The sequence below is a fragment of the Glutamicibacter sp. AGC84 genome, from assembly GCF_053543575.1.
The window spans coordinates 109,844-125,458 of sequence record NZ_JBLVOC010000026.1 but is presented as its reverse complement, the minus strand read 5'-3'; the positions used below and the strand labels follow the sequence as shown (position 1 = coordinate 125,458).

Genomic DNA, 15,615 nt, shown 5'->3' with positions numbered 1-15,615 from the left:
CCGCCCCCGCCGAATCGCCCATCCCCGAATCCTGTGAAATGAGCATGCCATGTCCCACCAGGTAGCCCTCGCCTTTGAAGACGGAATCACCCGCTTCATCAAGGTCGGCGCGAACGAAACCGTCGCCGATGCCTCCTACAAAGCCCGCATCAACATCCCGCTGGACTGCCGCGACGGCGCCTGCGGCACCTGCAAGGCCTTCTGCGAGTCGGGCAAGTACGACGGCGGCGACTACATCGAAGAAGCCTTGACCGACGACGAGGCAGAGGCCGGATACTGCCTGCCCTGCCAGATGGTCCCCGAATCCGACCTCGTGCTGCAGATCCCGACCACCTCGGATGTCGCCAAGACCTCGGCCGCCTCCTTCGAATCCACGCTGAGCGAGATCCGCCGCATCTCCGAAACCACCTACGCCTTCAGCCTCGAGGTGGACAAGCGCGAAGACCTCTCCTTCCTGCCCGGCCAGTACGTGAACATCGAGGTGCCCGGCTCCGGCGGGCAGACCCGTTCCTACTCCTTCAGCTCGGGCCCGGAAGTGGACATCGTCTCCTTCCTGATCCGCATCACCGATGGCGGTCTGATGTCCACCTACATGCGCGATACCGCGCAGGTGGGCGACCGCATCACCTTCACCGGCCCGATGGGCAGCTTCTTCCTGCGCGAACCCAAGCGCCAATCGCTGCTGCTCGCCGGCGGCACCGGCCTGGCCCCGCTGCTGGCCATCCTGGAGAAGCTGGCCGGCATGGACAACCCGCACCCGGTGCACCTGATCTACGGCGTGAACACCGACATCGACCTGGTCGAACTCGATGTGCTGCAGGACTACACCCAGCGCATCGCGGGCTTCAGCTTCGACACCGTGGTGGGTGACCCTGACAGCGCTTCACAGAAGAAGGGCTACGTCACCAACCACTTCGAGCCGCAGCACCTGGCCGAGGGCGACGTGGACATCTACCTGTGCGGCCCGCCTCCGATGGTGGAGGGCGTGCGCCGCCACCTGGAAGCCGAAGGCCTCAAGCCGCAGAATTTCTACTACGAGAAGTTCGCGCTGGCCGTCGTTCCGGACGCCGAGCCTGCCGCCCCGGCTGCCGAGGCGCCCGCCGCGCAAGCCGCCGCCGACCAGGGCTACGAAATCGGCGAGGAGCACGCCAGCTTCGAGGCCCAGTTCGATGCGCGCATGGCCTTGGAACTGGCCGTCGTCGAGCTGACCATGGGCAAGCTGGCCGAGGGCCAGCTGGGCGAATTCAAGGTCCTGGCCGAACTGGCCGGCAAGACCCTGGATGGCGAGAAGTTCATCAACGCCGAGGAATTCACCGTCACCAATGACGCCTTCCACGAATTCCTGTTCAAGGCCGTGGGCAACGAGCACCTGCTGCAGGCCTACCGCCGCCTGGACGTGCCTGCGCTGATGGCCGCCGTGCTGCGCCAGGAGCACTGGATCGACGGGGCCGTCGACGCCGACCACCTGGGCATTGTCGCCGCTTTCGAGAAGCAGGACATCGCCGCTGCCCGCGCGGCGATCACCGCGCACAACCAGCACGCCAAGGCCACCATGGCCGCCGCTTCCAAGGCAGCGGCCCAGTGAGCGCCGGGCTGCCCGAGTCCTTCCATCCGGGCCGCTTTGCCGGCAAGGTCGTCATGGTCACCGGCGCCGCCCAGGGCATCGGCTGGTCCGTGGCCCGGCGCATCGCCGCCGAGGGCGGGGAAATGGTGCTCGTGGACCGCGCGGCGCTGATCCACGAGGTGGCCGGGGCTCTGCGCGCCGACGGCGCCACCGCGTTGAGCGTGACCGCCGACCTGGAAACCTACGAGGGCGCGCTGGCTGCGGTCACCGCCGCGAAGGACCAGTTCGGACGCATCGATGTGCTGGTCAACAACGTGGGCGGAACCATTTGGGCCAAGCCCTACGAGCACTACGCGCCCGAGGAGATCGAAAAGGAAATCCGGAGATCGCTGTTCCCGACCTTGTGGATGTGCCGTGCGGTCTTCGAGGAAATGGTCCAGGCCCGATCCGGAACCATCGTGAACGTCTCCTCGGTCGCCACCCGCGGCATGAACCGCGTCCCGTACGCGGCGGCCAAGGGCGGGGTCAAGGCCATCACCTCGGCGCTGGCCATGGAGGGCGCCGAGTTGGGCATCCGCGTGGTCGCCACCGCGCCGGGCGGCACCGAAGCCCCTGAGCGGGTAGTCAAGCGCGGGCCGGCGCCCACCGGCGAGCAGGAAAAGGCCTGGTACCAGGCCATCGTGGACCAGACCGTGGACTCCACCTTGCTCAAGCGCTACGGCACCTTGGACGAGCAGTCGGCGCCCATCGTGTTCCTGGCCTCGGATGAGGCCTCCTACATCACCGGTTCCACCCTCGCGGTGGCCGGAGGAGACCTCGGCTAGCGGCAGTCCCGGCACCACAAACGCACCACCATGGAACAAACGGCTCGTGATCACGGGCCGTTTGTTCCATCCAGCACCATTCCGGCCGTGCTTCCAGCGCCGGGCACGTATTTTCCGGGGAACAACGAGGTTCCCCGGTCACCGCAAACGAACGGAAAAACACGTGAATACCAGCCCAATGACATCCAGCACTGCCGCCAATGGCGCCGTGCGCTGGGTGGTGGTGATCGCCGCCATCGCCCTGATCTTCGACGGCTACGACCTGGTGGTTTTCGGAACCATCGTCTCCACGCTGCTGGCGGACCCCAGCCAGCTCGGCCAGCTCGATGAAGCCGCCGCCGGATTGCTGGGCAGCTACGCGCTGCTCGGCGTGATGGTCGGTGCGCTGTCCACCGGCGCGATCGGCGACTACATCGGCCGGCGCAAGGCGATGATCACCGGCATCATCTGGTTCTCCGTCGGCATGGGCCTGACCGCGTTGGCCCCCGACACCCTGTGGTTCGGCATCCTGCGCTTCCTCACCGGCATGGGCGTGGGTGCGATCGTGGCCACCGCGGGCGCGGTGGTGGCCGAGTTCGCCCCGAAGAACCGCCGCAACTACTACAACGCGATCGTCTACTCGGGCGTGCCGGCCGGAGGCGTGCTCGCCTCGCTGCTGGCCATGGTGCTCAGCGACGTGATCGGCTGGCGCGGGCTGTTCCTCATCGGCGCGCTGCCGCTGCTGTTCCTGCTGCCGATGGCCTGGTTCAAGCTGCCCGAATCCCCGCAGTGGCTGCTCTCCCGCGGCCGCGTGGCTGAAGCCCGCGAGGTGGCTGCGCGCACCGGAATGCTGCTGGAACTTCCCAGCGACGCCGATGCCGGGCAGCTGAAGGCCGAACGTGTGGGCTTCGCCGCGCTGGCCACCAGGCGCTACGCGCTGCCTACCGCACTGCTGGGCATGATGAGCTTCGCCGGACTGCTGCTGACCTATGGGCTGAACACCTGGATGCCGGAAATCATGCAGCAGGCAGGCTACGGCAAGTCCCATTCGCTGCTCTTCTTGCTGGTGCTGAACCTCGCCGCGGTCTTCGGCGGGCTGCTGGCTTCGGTGGCCGCCGACCGGGTCGGCCCCAAGCAGGTCGTGGCGCTGACCTTCTTCCTGGCCGCGCTGGCAATGGTGCTGCTGACCCTCAAGCTCCCGCTGGGCTTGCTGCTGTCCCTGGTGGCAGTGGCAGGTGTGGGAACCATCGGCACGCAGGTGCTGATCTACGGATTTGTGTCGAACTACTACCACAGTGCCGCCCGCGGGGCCGGGGTGGCCTGGTGCGCCGGATTCGGCAGGCTGGGCGGGATCTTCGGCCCGCTGCTGGGCGGACTGCTGCTTTCGGCGGGAGTTTCCCCGGGAACCGCATTCTATGTCTTCGCCGCAGTTGCTATCGTTGGAACGCTGGTCACCACCTGCGTCCCGATGACCCGTTCGGACGCGCAGCGCAGCGCGCAAGAAGAGCTGGCTGCCGCGGGAGCAGGGAAGTAGCAGCACATCGAAACGCAACGCGGCGACGCAGGAAGGCTGGTGAACGCCATGCTCAGTGCCCAGCAGGGCCAGGATGCGCTCATCGGCCTTTCCCGCGAAGTCCAGCAAACTGGCAGTACCCTGGCCGTGCTGAAGGGTCCGCGCGGCAGCGGCAAGAGCACCATCATCAAGGCGCTGCTAACCCGGTTGGCCAGCCAATCGGTGCAGCTGGTGACCGCTTCGCGCTGGGAAACCGCGCAGCCCGGAGCCGCCTTGGGCCCGTTGCTGCAACGCAGCCACGCAGGCTCGGCCGGGGCGCTGGGCGAGGCCTTGCTGGAATACCTGCGCAGGGAGGCGCCGCAACCCCGTGTGCTGGTGCTGGAAAATGCGCAATGGGTCGATGACCTGAGCTTCCAGGCGCTGCACTACGCCTGGCGCCGCTTGCGCAATGAACCGGTACTCATCGTGCTGGTGATGCGCGACCAGAACCTGGCCAGGCTTTCACCGGAAACCCGGGAATTCCTGGCCGACAGCCAATTGAAGATCCTGCAGCTTCAAGTGCCCGATCCAACGCATGCGCGCGAGATTATCTGCGCCAGGACGGGGATCGACCTGCCGCCCATGGCCGTCGAGCAGCTGGTGGACTACACCGAGGGCAACCTGCAGGTGGTCATCGAGCTGGCCCAGGAGAATCCGGAGCACAGCTGGGAGCAGTTCGACCGCTGGCCGCCTGCCCCTCACGCCCTGTCGTTGCACGTCATCGAGCTATTGGAGGGGTTGGAACCGCGGGCGCGGGCGCTGCTGGAAGCGGCTGCGGTGCTGGGCGCGCAGGCCCGGATCGACAATATCGCCAAGCTGGTGGGCGAGGATGATCCGCTGCTGCCGATCCAGCAGATTCTCGACTCCTCGCTGGCGCAAACCCACGGCCATAGCGGGAAGGTGCGGCTCGGGTTCGAGAACGCATTGACCCAAATGGCTGTCTACCATCAGATCCCGCTGAGCACCCGCATCCGGTTGCATGCTTGCGCCGCGGACATCGTCGAGGACCAGGGGGCCAAGCTGGGCCATCGGGCCGATGCGAGCATCCTGCCCGATGGCCGCTTGTCGATGGAACTGCAAGACTACGCGCGGTCCCAAGGCAAGCGGGGCGAGTGGTCTTCGGCCGCTACCGCGTACTTCAGGGCCATGCACTTGTCCCCGGAACCGATGCGCCGCGACTCCCTGCTGCTCAACGCAGTGGATGCGATTGTCGCCGCCGGCGAGCTGCCGCGGGCGCAAACCTTCGCGCATCAGCTTTCGAGCTTGGAAAGCAGTCCGGAACGGGACGTGCTTTCCGGATACATCTCGATCCTGCAAGGCCGCGCCAACACCGCGCAGCGCTGGCTGTCCAGTGCCTGGCAGAACGCGGTCCAGCATCAGGACAACGATGTGATGGCCGCGATCGCCCAACGCCAAGTCCTCGACTCGCTGTGCCGTTTGAAGGGGCAGAAGATCATTGACTGGGCTGAGCAATCGCTGCGCCTTGCCCAGGTGGGCAGCCCGCTGGCCATTGAGAACGCAGCCATCCAAGGGCTCGGCCTGGCAATGATGGGCCGGGCTGATGAGGGGGAACAGGTCTTGATGGACCTGCTGGCCACCCTTCCGGCGGGAGCACAGCGCCAGCGCGCGGAAATGTCACTGGGCTGGGTCTACCTCGCGACCGATCGCGTGGAGCTGGCCCGGCACGAGCTCTCCGCAGCCAGCTCCACGGACTTCAGCGATGGTTCCCTGCGCATCTCGCTGTGGGCCAAAGCCTGGTCGGCGCGCGCTGAATTCCTCATGGGCGACTGGGACCAAGCGCTGGAGACGGTTCGATCCGCGCAGTCCCTGCAGGAGCGTTCTGAAATCCAGATCCTGCGTCCGCTGATCCAGCTGACCGCGGTGCAGATTCACGCATTGCGCGGCAATTGGGAGCAGGCGGATCTGCACCTACGCAAGTCGTGGGCACGCACCGGAAGCTATGCCATTATGGAGATGCCTTACCGGATGGCGCGGGCCGAGATTGCCCGGGCGCAGGCAAACCATGAAGAGGTTGTGCGGACGCTGGAACCATTGCTTCGGCTGGACCGTACGCAGGGCATCGACCAAGCAGGTTTCTGGACCTGGCAGGATACATACGCCATGGCGCTAATCCGTTGCGAACGCCTGGATGAAGCAGAAAATTTCGTACAGCCATTGCTGGAGAGTGCTCTCGCTTCAGGCCACCAGAGCGGAGCCGCTCGATTCCTGAGCGTGCAAGGCACCTTGCTGGCAGCCCGCGGTGATATCGACGCAGCCCGTTTGGCCTTTGAAGATGCCATCCGCCGTTTGGAAGGCATCGGGTCGGTCTACCACCGGGCAAAAATTGATTTCTACTACGGGCAATGCCTGCGCCGAGCCGGCAAGCGAGCCGAATGCGTTGCGCCGTTGACCCGCGCGCTGGCGATTTTCACGCACTTCGATGCATCCGTGTACATCGACCGCTGCACTCGTGAGCTCCAGGCAAGCGGAACCGGGATGCTGCGCAGGGAGAGTGCTGACTGGTCGACGCTGACGGCGCAGGAACAAGCCGTGGCCAAGCTGGTTTGCGAAGGTGCAAGCAATCGACGTGTCGCTGAAGAGCTGTATATAGGAACCAAGACAGTGCAATACCACCTGACCAAGATCTACACGAAGCTGGCGGTCTCAAACCGTACTGAGCTTGCTGCGCTGGCGCGTTTCGACCTTGAAGGATAGTGCCTTCCGACTGAAAAAAATTTTCATTCCCGAGGGCAGCAGAACCATGCGGAGTTCGAGTTGACCTGCGCGCTGTGACTGTAGATTTTTTTCATTCAGCACGAATCGCTTGAATCGAACGCGGCCGGGATTCTTGATTCAGGCCGCGTCCAGCATTGCAACCAGACTCAAAGCCGTTGCTCCTGCGAAGTATGGGTGGTGTGGTGGTGCTAGTGACTGAAAAAATTTATCGCTCGAAATCCAAATCAGGTACTGGCTCTAGCTGGTTTCGGTTCCGGGCAGGCCCTCATCTTGGCCGAGCCCCAGTACTCGCCGCACTTCGGGGGTCAATTGCACCTCGCAGGCCGCAGCCTCCTGGGGACGTTGAGGACAACGATCGTTGACATGATCAAATTTCTCCACGTTGTCCACGCTCTCGGGAACCGTGATTGACCGCAGCCCGTGCGGAGATACCCACGTCTTGGAGCCATCCGGGCAAGCGAAGACCTTCCAGCCAAGCGCGTGCTTGTACATCTGATGCTGCTTGCACAAGAGATGAGTGTTCTGCCGGGTAGTGTGGCCGCCCTGCCCATACGCTTCGATGTGATCAATTTCCGAACGATCGGGCAGGCGGCGGCAACCAGGGAAACCGCAATGCTGGTCGCGGTAACGCAGCAAATCGCGCAACCCCTGGGAAGGCCGATATTTCTTGGGCTCCACATCAATTGCGGCTCCCGTCCACGGGTCGGTCAGAACGCGCTGGAACGACGGAGCATCCGCGGCGATTTCCAACGCTACGCCGATTGGGATCGGCCCGTAACCTTCCAAATCAGCGAGGGCGCGAGCGGGATTCGCGAGCATTTCAATGGCTGGGATCGTGATGGCAACCCGTGGCTTCAGCGGCATGCCTTCCATTCCGGGCCAGCCATGCAGATACACGTCCGCAAGCACATCGGCTTCAACCTGCGTTTGCGTGCGCAGATCCTTGGAATCAGTGATCTGGGCGGCTGCCTGCTTTATCGAGTTGCGAATCGAATGGATGACATCAGCGCGGTGATGCAGCTGCAAGGTAGCCATGCCATTCTCCTCATTCCACACCTTGAGATTACGGGCTGCGAATGCGTTCTTCTGCCGGTTCTCTGCCGAATTGGGATTCATCCGGTCGTGAAAGCGACGGGCCCGCTGGTAGACGGTCTCGTCGCAGGCTGTTCTTGCCAGAGGCAGCAAATTTTCCTCCATGCGGCCGACCTGCTCCGGGGAAAGGTCTTGCGAGTATTTGACGATGTCGTGGGCGGCCTTAACGGTAATCTCACCTGCAGCGAGCGCGGCAAGGGTGGCTTTGCAGGCGTGGCGCAAGCCCTTGGCATGGAACATCCGCTTGCTGGCTTTACGGACGGATTCGCGCAATGCGACAGCTGACTCAGCTACGAAATTGGAGTTGATGACCTGCTCGCTGCCACGGTCTATGCCATAGTATTCGGCACTCTTGCTGGCTTCGGCTTCCTCGTCTGGGGTGTGGGCATGCTCGGTGGCAATCAGGTCATTGAAGGACGCGCTGACCTGCTCGACTCCGTCTGCCAGTAAAACGCAGATAGCGGCTTCAGCGCTGCTCATCAGGCGTTGGAGTTTCTTCAGGCGTTCCAATGCGTCTCCGGGCCCATCCACGGGGCCCGCATTGAATAGTTCGTCGGCAACCTGCTTGATGGGTCCGAAGAACAACTGGTGCTCGCGATGGGCGTCGAGCGCTGACGCTCTGTGCGACTCCATGCGGGTGCCCGGCGGGCGCAGTGGAAGGCGATGTTCATCGTCGTGATCGTCTAGATATGCGGGAATAGTCATAGTTAACGTTCGCGCAGATTATCGACAGTATCTTCTGGTTCGAAACCAATTGTGGATAAGTTCTAGAAAGTTTATACGAATGCGATTAAGCGTGATTCCGGCGCGAAAATCGCTAGATCAGGGAAGGCAGTAATGGGTGCCGTGCTAGTTGCTAGTTGCTAGTTGGATGCAGGGGGCGCGGCGGGCGGGTGAAGGCAGTTCGGATGCCAAAGGCTGCCATGGCTGCGAGTATGGCAAAGGCGAGGACGCTGGCCATGTACAGGGGTGCGGCTAGATCCGCGGCGGCATCGGCGTTCCAATCGGCAAAGGTGTCGCCCACCGAGTTCATATTGGCGAAGGAAGCGAAGAAATAAGCCGGTGCGCCTAAGGCAATGATCAGGCTCCAAGCTCCGATAGCCGCCCAGGCGGGCAGCTTGCGTCCGGCGGAAACTACCGGAACGAGCCAAGAAATGGCGAGGGCGGTTCCAGTGGCTGCGAAGACCCACCCTCCAAGCGAGTCGTAATTCTGGTCCATTGAGGCCATCTCGGAAATGGTTTCATCGAGGGAGAGTCCACTTGCTGCGGTCACGGCCCAATTGTTCATGAGCAGTGAGCCGTAAGCCGCGTAAGCCACGATCATGGCGAACCCGGAGATGGCTAGAAGTTTACACATGTCAGTAGCCTAACAGTGCACTAGTCAACTCGGTGGGATAACCAATACGCGTATGAGTTGCGCGTCCATGCTACTTCCTTGCGCGATCAAGCTGTCCTGAGGCCAGCTGCCTGTATTCCAGTGCAAGAATCCGTGAATCAGATGCCCTTAGTCGGTAAGGTGCATTATGTGCCGATCGGGAGCCCAAAGCGATCGCGCGAGCGATACCACCCAGCGCCGCAATGAGGCGCCAACCGTTAGAAGGAGACTAGGGATGATCTTCACCAAAAAAGGCGACGCCGCAGTTCTGGCCAAGCTCAGCACAGCTCCAGCACCCTATCGCGAGATTGCCGAACGGCTTCACGCCATAATCATGCAGAGCGCACCATCGCTGGAGCCGATCGTCCGCTGGGGACTTCCGTTTTACGTCCGGGATGGCAAAGACGTCTGCTACATCAAGCCTGACAAGGACTTCGTAGCTTTCGGTTTTGGAGAAGTCGTGAATCCTGCCTACGAGGAAGGCTCCCGCATGCATCCAGTTGCATGGACTATCACCTCGCTGGATTCTGCAACGGAAGACAGGATCCGGGACCTGGTGAAGAAGGCCGCGGGCTGATCCCGAGCAAGCTAGCTGGCCGCAAGATGAACAGTGCGCCCGCTGCAGGCAGCCGCATTGCCTGGAGTCCGTCCTCAAGTGCGCCGAAGGTCCCGGCAGCGTCATTGCTGTCGGGACCTTCCGCTTCGCGTCGGTAGTACTGAGGGCAAAAGCCTAGGCGGCAAGCATCGAGGTGCCGTGCTCCTCTTCTGGCATCCATCCGGTCCAGGCCCAGTGGTTCTGGGGTTCGCTGGCATCGGCAGATCGGTGCGCGATGGATTGGGGCTGGAACTTCCCGGCTGGATCGTTCAGTGTTGAAGTATTCATGCTGCGCTCCCATTGGATTGGCGGGTGTTCGCCCGTTCGTCGAGGTTCCGGGTACGGCAACGGCGGGGGTCCGGCCAATGCTGCCGGGACCCCCGCCGTGTTGAGGCGCGCTGGGGCTTACTTCACAGGGTCGAGCACGAAGTCGTAGGTGACCTGCTTGCCGTTGCCCGATGCTGCTGGCTGCACGTCGAGCATCAGTTCCGGCTTCACCGCGGTGGCGATGTCGTCGTCGTTGTGCGCATCGCCCGGGAAGTACAGCTGGGCGGTGAGCAGCTCGTGGCCCTCGGCGGAGACCTTCAGGTGCAGGTGCGCTGGGCGCCACGCGTGCCAGCCGGCGGCGGCGATCAGCTGGCCGCAGGCACCGTCGGTCGGGATCTGGTACGGGGCTGGCTGCATGGTGTTGATCTGGAAGTTGCCTTCCTCGTCAGCAATGAAGGTGCCGCGCAGGTTCCACTCGGGGATGCCAGGAGCGAACTGCGAGTAGAAGCCCTCTTCGTCTGCGTGCCACAGCTCGATCTTGGCGTTCTTCAGCGCCGAGCCGTCGGTGGAGCGGACCTGTCCCTGGAAGAGCAGGTTGGTGCCCTTCTCGTCCTCGCGCATCGAGATGGTGGCAGGGGTGTTCTGCGAAGGCGCTTCGGGCACGTAGTAAGGGCCTTCGATCGAGCCCTTGTTGCCTTCGCGGTGGTCGGTGGCGACCTCTTCCACCGAGTGCTCCAGCCACACGTCCAGGAACAATGGCCATTCGCCGTCGTCGCCAACCTTGATCAACCATGCCTTCAGGGCATTGAACTCGTCGTAGCTCACGCGTTCTTCGAGGATGATGTCGTTGGCGGCCTTGACGAGCTTGGAAGCAAGCATGTTCACGCGCTCGGTGGAGGTCGCGATGCTGCCGAGCTTGCCGGAGTTGCGGAAGCTGTCGGTGGCGGCGTTGCCGGACTTGGCTGCAGTTGCGTCTGCTGGAGTTTCAGTGGTCATGGTGACTCCCCTAAATTATGTGGTGTGGCGGATGCGGATCCATACTGTGACCCCCATCATCCCGGGTGATTGATATTCAATGTAGTGCAGCGTCTATGCCAAGTGAAATACTCATTTGGTGGTCATTGGAACGTTTTGAATATCAATGCTTGTGGGCTGGGACACGGAGGGAATCCGCCGGTCCGGAAAAGTCCTAGGCCAGCGAATTCGGATGCTTGGCCAGCGCGGTGACCTTGATCTTCATGTACGGGTACATCGGGAAGCCGCTGAGGATTTCGTGCAGTTCGTCGTTGGATTCGACGTTGTACAGCGAGTGGTTCGCGTACTCGCCGACCACGCGCCAGATGCCCTGCATCTTGCCGCTGCGCTGCAGGCTTGCGGAGTACTCCTTTTCCCGGGCCTGGAAGTCAGCGACTTGCTCATTGGTCAGGTGGTCCGGGAAAACAACGTCCATACGGGCGAGGAACAACATGGGGATCTCCTTTAGTTCGAGGTGGAAAGCACGTGGTCCTGGCGGTAGCGCGCCAGCTTGGATTCGTCGATGGCGGCGCCCACGCCGGGCACGGTGCGCACCGGAATGCGGCCGTTGACGATCTGCAGCGGCTCGGCGAGCAGGTCATCGGCCATGTCCAGGAAATTGGACAGTTCGCCGGCGCGGCGGCTGGTGGCTTCGAAGGCCGCGCCGAAGGTCACCGTGGCCAGCGAGCCGACCTGGGTGTCGATCTGGTTGCCCATGGTGACATCCACGCCCAGTCCGGTGCACAGGCCCAGGATTTCGGTGGCTTCGGTGAAGCCCGAGCGGGCGGTCTTGATGCAGATTGCGTTCGCGCCGCCGGAGAGCAGTTCGCGCGAGGCATCGCCCGCGGTGGGCGCGGACTCGTCGGCGACGATCGGGATCGGGGAGCGTTCGACCAGGCGGCGTCGGCTCATCGCTTCCTTGGCATCGCACGGCTCTTCGAGCATGGTCAGGCCAAGGCCCTCGGTCTGGCGCAGCACCTCCATGGACTCGTTCGCGCTCCAGCCGCGGTTGGCGTCCAGGTAGAGCTCCACGTCCTCGCCCAGCCCTTCGCGCAGCACGCGGCAGGCCTCGATGTCCAGGGCGAGCGGGCGGCGGCCGACCTTGAGCTTGAAGGTGGTGATGCCGTACTGCTCGCCGAAGCGCAGGGCCTCGTCGAGCAGCGCCTGGGCGGGCTTGAAGCCGAGCATGTGGCTCACGCGCATCGAGTCGGTGAAGCCGCCGAGCAGCTTGTGCACCGGCGTGCCCAGCGCCTGGCCGATGGCGTCCCAGACGGCGATGTCGATCGCGCCCTTGGCCACCTGGTTGTGGATGGTCCTATCCAGCACCTGGCGGATCTTGGCGCGGTCCATGATCTCCAGGCCGATCAGCTGCGGGGCGAAGACATCCTGCACGATCGCGACGATGGACTTCTGCGTCTCGCCGTAGGTGTACGGGCGCGGCGGGGCGTCGGCGGTGCCGATCACGCCTTCGTCGGTGTGCACGCGGATGAGCACGTGCTCGGCGGTGTGCACCTCGCCGCTGGCAAAGCGCAGCGGGTGGTTGTAGGGGATGGCGTAGGGGATTGTTTCAATCCGCTGGATTCGCATCGGGGTCCAGCCTTTCTAGGGGGTTGAGCAATGTGCAAAGTTCCAGGAAGTTGCGCACCAGCGCAGACTCGTTGCCGGCCTTCCAGGCGATCGCCAGGTCGACGGCCGGTGCGTTGCGCAGCGGCCGGAAGGTGATCCGGGTGCTGTGCGGCAGGTAGTGTGTGGTGGGCAGCAACCCGATGCCCAGGCCCGCGGCGACGAAGGTGAGCAGGGTGGAAGTCTCGCTGGCCACCTGCGCGATCTGCGGGGCGAAGCCCACTCGGCGGCAGGAGTCCATGATGATGTTGTTCACCGCGGAGGATGGCGGGTAGCAGATGAACTTCTCGCCAGCCAGCTGTTCCAGGTCCAGCTCATCGTGGGCGGCGAGCGGGTGGCCCAGCGGCAGCGCCACGGCCAGGTGGTCGCGGTCCAGCAGCATGTAGTCCACCTCGGTGCCGCGCACCGGCGGGCGCAGGATGGCCAGGTCCAGGCGTCCCTCGACCAGTCCCTCGACCATCTGCGGGGTGAGCATTTCGCCCTGCACATTCAGCTGCAGGCCCGGCATCTGCTGGGAGCTGGCTTCGATGAGCTTGGGCATGATGCGCGAGGTGGCGCTGCCGGTGGAACCCAGTCGCAGCACGCCCAGCGCGCCTTGGCCCACGGTGCGCACATCGCGGGAGAGCTGGTCGAGCTCTGCAAGCAGGATGCGCCCGCGGCGCAGCAGCAGCTCACCGGCGTTGGTCAGTTCCACCTTGCGCGTGGTGCGGATCAGCAGCTGGGTATCCAGGGTCTCTTCGAGCTGCTTGATCTGCTGGGAGAGCGGGGGCTGCGCGATATGCAGGCGCGCCGCTGCGCGGCCGAAATGGCGTTCTTCGGCGACGGCGACAAAGTAGCGAAGTAGTCTCGTGTCCATGGTGCTCCGATCGTCGGACCGCGCGTCGAATGCGCAGAAGACGCTTGCTGGCAACTCTAACGCGGCGGTCCAAGAGGGTGAAATACTTATTCTGGGTCGATTGAGAGTCTACAAGTATGAATGACTGGGCCGCACTGTATTCGACGATTGATTTACAGACCTGAATCATGCCGGGAGGCACTGGACTGCCACGGACCGCCACGGCCCCATGTCGCCACTTGGCCACCAGCATGGCTCCTTCCTGGCGCTTGGCAGCGGGACAGCTCGCGGCTAGGGTGTGAATGTGACGCTGGGCACATGTTTCGTGTCCGCGCCAATTCCGACGAGGCGATCCATGAAGGGGTACGCAGATGAAGGCTTATGCCCAGGGCGAGAGCGGACCGCAGCTGATCGAAGAGACGATCGGAGCCAACTTCGAGCGCACTGCAGCCCGCTTCGGCCCGGCAGAAGCACTGGTTGAAGCGGCCAGCGGACGGCGTTGGTCATGGAGTGACCTGGATGCGCAGATCAACGCCCTGGCCAAGGGCCTGCTGGCCGCCGGCCTGGAGGCGGGAGACCGGGTGGGCATCTGGGCGCCTAACTGCGCGGAATGGGTATTCGCGCAATACGCCACCGCGAAGATCGGCGTCATCCTGGTCAACGTCAATCCTGCCTACCGCACCCACGAATACGCCTACGCGGTCAACCACTCCGGGGTGCGCCTGCTGCTGGCGGTCTCCGAATTCAAGACCAGCAACTACCGTTCGATGGTGGAGGCGACCCGCGCCGACACCCCGAGCCTCGAACGCGTGGTCTACGTGGACACCGGGGACTTCGCGCAATTGCTGGCCGAGGGCGAGCAGGTCAGCGACGAGGAGCTGGCCCGGCATCTGGCGGCCACCAAGCCCGGGGATCCGATCAACATCCAGTACACCTCGGGCACCACCGGCTACCCCAAGGGCGCGGTGCTCAGCCACCGCAACATCCTGAATAACGGCTACCAGGTCACCGGCATGATCGACCTGGACGAGCATGACCGGCTGTGCATCCCGGTGCCGTTCTACCACTGCTTCGGCATGGTGATGGGCAACCTGGGCTGCACCTCCCGGGGCGCGACCATCGTCATCCCGGCCCCGGGCTTCGACGCCGACACCACGCTGCGGGTAGTGGCGGAGGAGAAGTGCACGGGCCTGTACGGGGTGCCCACGATGTTCATCGCCATGCAGAACCTGCCCAATTTCAAGGTCTTCGACCTCTCGTCGCTGCGCACCGGCATCATGGCCGGATCCATCTGCCCGGTCGAGGTGATGCGCCGCTGCATCGACGAGATGGGCATGGACGGGGTGTCCATTGCCTACGGCATGACCGAGACCTCGCCGGTCTCCTGCCAGACCCGCAGCGACGACGATATCGAGCGCCGCACCTCCACCATCGGCCGGGTGCACCCGCATGTGGAAATCAAGGTGGTGGACCCGGTGAGCGGCGAAACCCTGCAGCGCGGGGAAACCGGCGAATACTGCACCCGCGGCTACTCGGTGATGCTCGGCTACTGGAACGACGAAGACAAGACCCGGGCGGCCATCGACGACGAGGGCTGGATGCACACCGGCGACTTGGCGGTGATGCGCGAGGACGGGTACTGCACCATCGTGGGCCGCATCAAGGACATGGTGATCCGCGGCGGGGAGAACATCTACCCGGCGGAAATCGAGGAATTCCTCTACAAGCATCCGGATATCGAGGACGTGCAGGTGATCGGGGTGCCCGATGAGAAGTACGGCGAGGCGATCTGCGCCTGCATCCGCATGAGGGACGGCCGCGAACCCCTGGACGTCGCGGCCATCGGCGAATACTGCACCGGGCATCTGGCGCATTACAAGATCCCCGCCTACGTGCAGATCCTGCAGGATTTCCCGACCACCGTCACCGGGAAGATCCGCAAGAACCAGCTGCGCGAGGATGCGGCGAAAGTGCTCGAACTGTAGCCAAATGCCACCAGGCAGGGGCGCAAGGCACAGCGTTGCTTTGGGTGGAGGTGACCTTGGACATAAATACTGCGTCGATGATTTTTCCGACTGCTAGTTTTCCAAGTAGCTTGCCTTGGGCAAGCCTGGCATGATTCGCTGATCCAGATCAGGTCCAGGCCAGGGGTTGCCAAG

13 protein-coding genes are annotated in these 15,615 nt (G+C 63.5%); 6 read left to right on the top strand and 7 right to left on the bottom strand.

Annotation, left to right across the window (positions count from 1 at the left end; translation table 11 throughout):
- The first annotated feature begins 49 nt into the window (after window positions 1-49).
- From benC to ACNPN0_RS15180, 4 genes are all read left to right on the top strand, one after another.
- Window positions 50-1,585 carry a benzoate 1,2-dioxygenase electron transfer component BenC gene (gene benC / locus ACNPN0_RS15195; RefSeq protein WP_105662267.1) on the top strand — a complete coding sequence of 512 codons (1,536 nt, stop codon included), beginning with the start codon at window positions 50-52 and terminating at the stop codon, window positions 1,583-1,585.
- Complete coding sequence (locus ACNPN0_RS15190) at window positions 1,582-2,388, top strand: 1,6-dihydroxycyclohexa-2,4-diene-1-carboxylate dehydrogenase (RefSeq protein WP_286134080.1); 807 nt, start codon at window positions 1,582-1,584, stop codon at window positions 2,386-2,388. Before benC ends, ACNPN0_RS15190 begins: the two co-directional genes overlap by 4 nt.
- Before the next feature lie 178 nt (window positions 2,389-2,566).
- The gene (locus tag ACNPN0_RS15185) at window positions 2,567-3,901 is read left to right on the top strand and encodes an MFS transporter (protein ID WP_402741420.1); all 1,335 of its coding nucleotides are present in this window, start codon (window positions 2,567-2,569) and stop codon (window positions 3,899-3,901) included.
- A gap of 48 nt (window positions 3,902-3,949) precedes the next feature.
- Window positions 3,950-6,634, top strand: coding sequence for a LuxR C-terminal-related transcriptional regulator (locus tag ACNPN0_RS15180; protein ID WP_402741641.1), 2,685 nt, complete (start codon window positions 3,950-3,952; stop codon window positions 6,632-6,634).
- Window positions 6,635-6,892: 258 nt separating this feature from the next.
- On the opposite strand, the gene ACNPN0_RS15175 is transcribed toward ACNPN0_RS15180, so the two are convergent.
- Together ACNPN0_RS15175 and ACNPN0_RS15170 are read right to left on the bottom strand one after the other, a co-directional pair.
- A complete protein-coding gene (locus tag ACNPN0_RS15175) occupies window positions 6,893-8,452 on the bottom strand; it encodes an HNH endonuclease signature motif containing protein (protein WP_133833879.1) in 1,560 nt (519 codons plus the stop codon).
- A 151-nt stretch (window positions 8,453-8,603) separates the two neighbouring features.
- Entirely contained in the window at window positions 8,604-9,104 is a 501-nt protein-coding gene (locus ACNPN0_RS15170; protein ID WP_448938171.1) for a hypothetical protein, read from the bottom strand.
- 253 nt (window positions 9,105-9,357) lie between these two features.
- Here ACNPN0_RS15170 and ACNPN0_RS15165 point away from each other — a divergent pair, with 253 nt between their 5' ends.
- Complete coding sequence (locus tag ACNPN0_RS15165) at window positions 9,358-9,699, top strand: DUF1801 domain-containing protein (RefSeq protein ID WP_286134079.1); 342 nt, start codon at window positions 9,358-9,360, stop codon at window positions 9,697-9,699.
- Window positions 9,700-9,852: 153 nt separating this feature from the next.
- Here ACNPN0_RS15165 and ACNPN0_RS15160 read toward each other — a convergent pair whose 3' ends face one another.
- The 5 genes from ACNPN0_RS15160 to ACNPN0_RS15140 all read right to left on the bottom strand — a co-directional run bounded on the left by ACNPN0_RS15160 (window position 9,853) and on the right by ACNPN0_RS15140 (window position 13,477).
- The gene (locus ACNPN0_RS15160; RefSeq protein ID WP_448938172.1) at window positions 9,853-10,005 is read right to left on the bottom strand and encodes a hypothetical protein; all 153 of its coding nucleotides are present in this window, start codon (window positions 10,003-10,005) and stop codon (window positions 9,853-9,855) included.
- A gap of 117 nt (window positions 10,006-10,122) precedes the next feature.
- The gene (gene catA / locus ACNPN0_RS15155) at window positions 10,123-10,980 is read right to left on the bottom strand and encodes a catechol 1,2-dioxygenase (RefSeq protein ID WP_388024814.1); all 858 of its coding nucleotides are present in this window, start codon (window positions 10,978-10,980) and stop codon (window positions 10,123-10,125) included.
- A 193-nt stretch (window positions 10,981-11,173) separates the two neighbouring features.
- Window positions 11,174-11,452, bottom strand: a complete 279-nt coding sequence (catC, locus tag ACNPN0_RS15150; protein WP_105656482.1) for a muconolactone Delta-isomerase — start codon at window positions 11,450-11,452, stop codon at window positions 11,174-11,176.
- Between the two features lie 11 nt (window positions 11,453-11,463).
- The gene (locus tag ACNPN0_RS15145; RefSeq protein WP_105656481.1) at window positions 11,464-12,585 is read right to left on the bottom strand and encodes an enolase C-terminal domain-like protein; all 1,122 of its coding nucleotides are present in this window, start codon (window positions 12,583-12,585) and stop codon (window positions 11,464-11,466) included.
- Window positions 12,566-13,477: a LysR substrate-binding domain-containing protein gene (locus ACNPN0_RS15140; protein ID WP_105662373.1), complete on the bottom strand. Its 912-nt coding sequence runs from the start codon at window positions 13,475-13,477 to the stop codon at window positions 12,566-12,568. The genes ACNPN0_RS15145 and ACNPN0_RS15140 overlap by 20 nt, the downstream gene beginning before the upstream one ends.
- 350 nt (window positions 13,478-13,827) lie before the next feature.
- On the opposite strand from ACNPN0_RS15140, the gene ACNPN0_RS15135 reads away from it, so the two are divergent.
- Window positions 13,828-15,441: an AMP-binding protein gene (locus ACNPN0_RS15135; RefSeq protein WP_105656480.1), complete on the top strand. Its 1,614-nt coding sequence runs from the start codon at window positions 13,828-13,830 to the stop codon at window positions 15,439-15,441.
- Window positions 15,442-15,615: the final 174 nt, after the last annotated feature.

Excerpts from the sequence above, each read along its gene's own strand:
- ACNPN0_RS15175 (WP_133833879.1), bottom strand. The coding sequence starts at position 8,452 with ATGACTATTCCCGCATATCTAGACGATCACGACGATGAACATCGCCTT.
- ACNPN0_RS15185 (WP_402741420.1), top strand. The coding sequence starts at position 2,567 with ATGACATCCAGCACTGCCGCCAATGGCGCCGTGCGCTGGGTGGTGGTG.
- ACNPN0_RS15140 (WP_105662373.1), bottom strand. The coding sequence starts at position 13,477 with ATGGACACGAGACTACTTCGCTACTTTGTCGCCGTCGCCGAAGAACGC.
- ACNPN0_RS15170 (WP_448938171.1), bottom strand. The coding sequence starts at position 9,104 with ATGTGTAAACTTCTAGCCATCTCCGGGTTCGCCATGATCGTGGCTTAC.
- ACNPN0_RS15165 (WP_286134079.1), top strand. The coding sequence starts at position 9,358 with ATGATCTTCACCAAAAAAGGCGACGCCGCAGTTCTGGCCAAGCTCAGC.
- benC (WP_105662267.1), top strand. The coding sequence starts at position 50 with ATGTCCCACCAGGTAGCCCTCGCCTTTGAAGACGGAATCACCCGCTTC.
- catC (WP_105656482.1), bottom strand. The coding sequence starts at position 11,452 with ATGTTGTTCCTCGCCCGTATGGACGTTGTTTTCCCGGACCACCTGACC.
- catA (WP_388024814.1), bottom strand. The coding sequence starts at position 10,980 with ATGACCACTGAAACTCCAGCAGACGCAACTGCAGCCAAGTCCGGCAAC.
- ACNPN0_RS15180 (WP_402741641.1), top strand. The coding sequence starts at position 3,950 with ATGCTCAGTGCCCAGCAGGGCCAGGATGCGCTCATCGGCCTTTCCCGC.
- ACNPN0_RS15145 (WP_105656481.1), bottom strand. The coding sequence starts at position 12,585 with ATGCGAATCCAGCGGATTGAAACAATCCCCTACGCCATCCCCTACAAC.
- ACNPN0_RS15135 (WP_105656480.1), top strand. The coding sequence starts at position 13,828 with ATGAAGGCTTATGCCCAGGGCGAGAGCGGACCGCAGCTGATCGAAGAG.
- ACNPN0_RS15160 (WP_448938172.1), bottom strand. The coding sequence starts at position 10,005 with ATGAATACTTCAACACTGAACGATCCAGCCGGGAAGTTCCAGCCCCAA.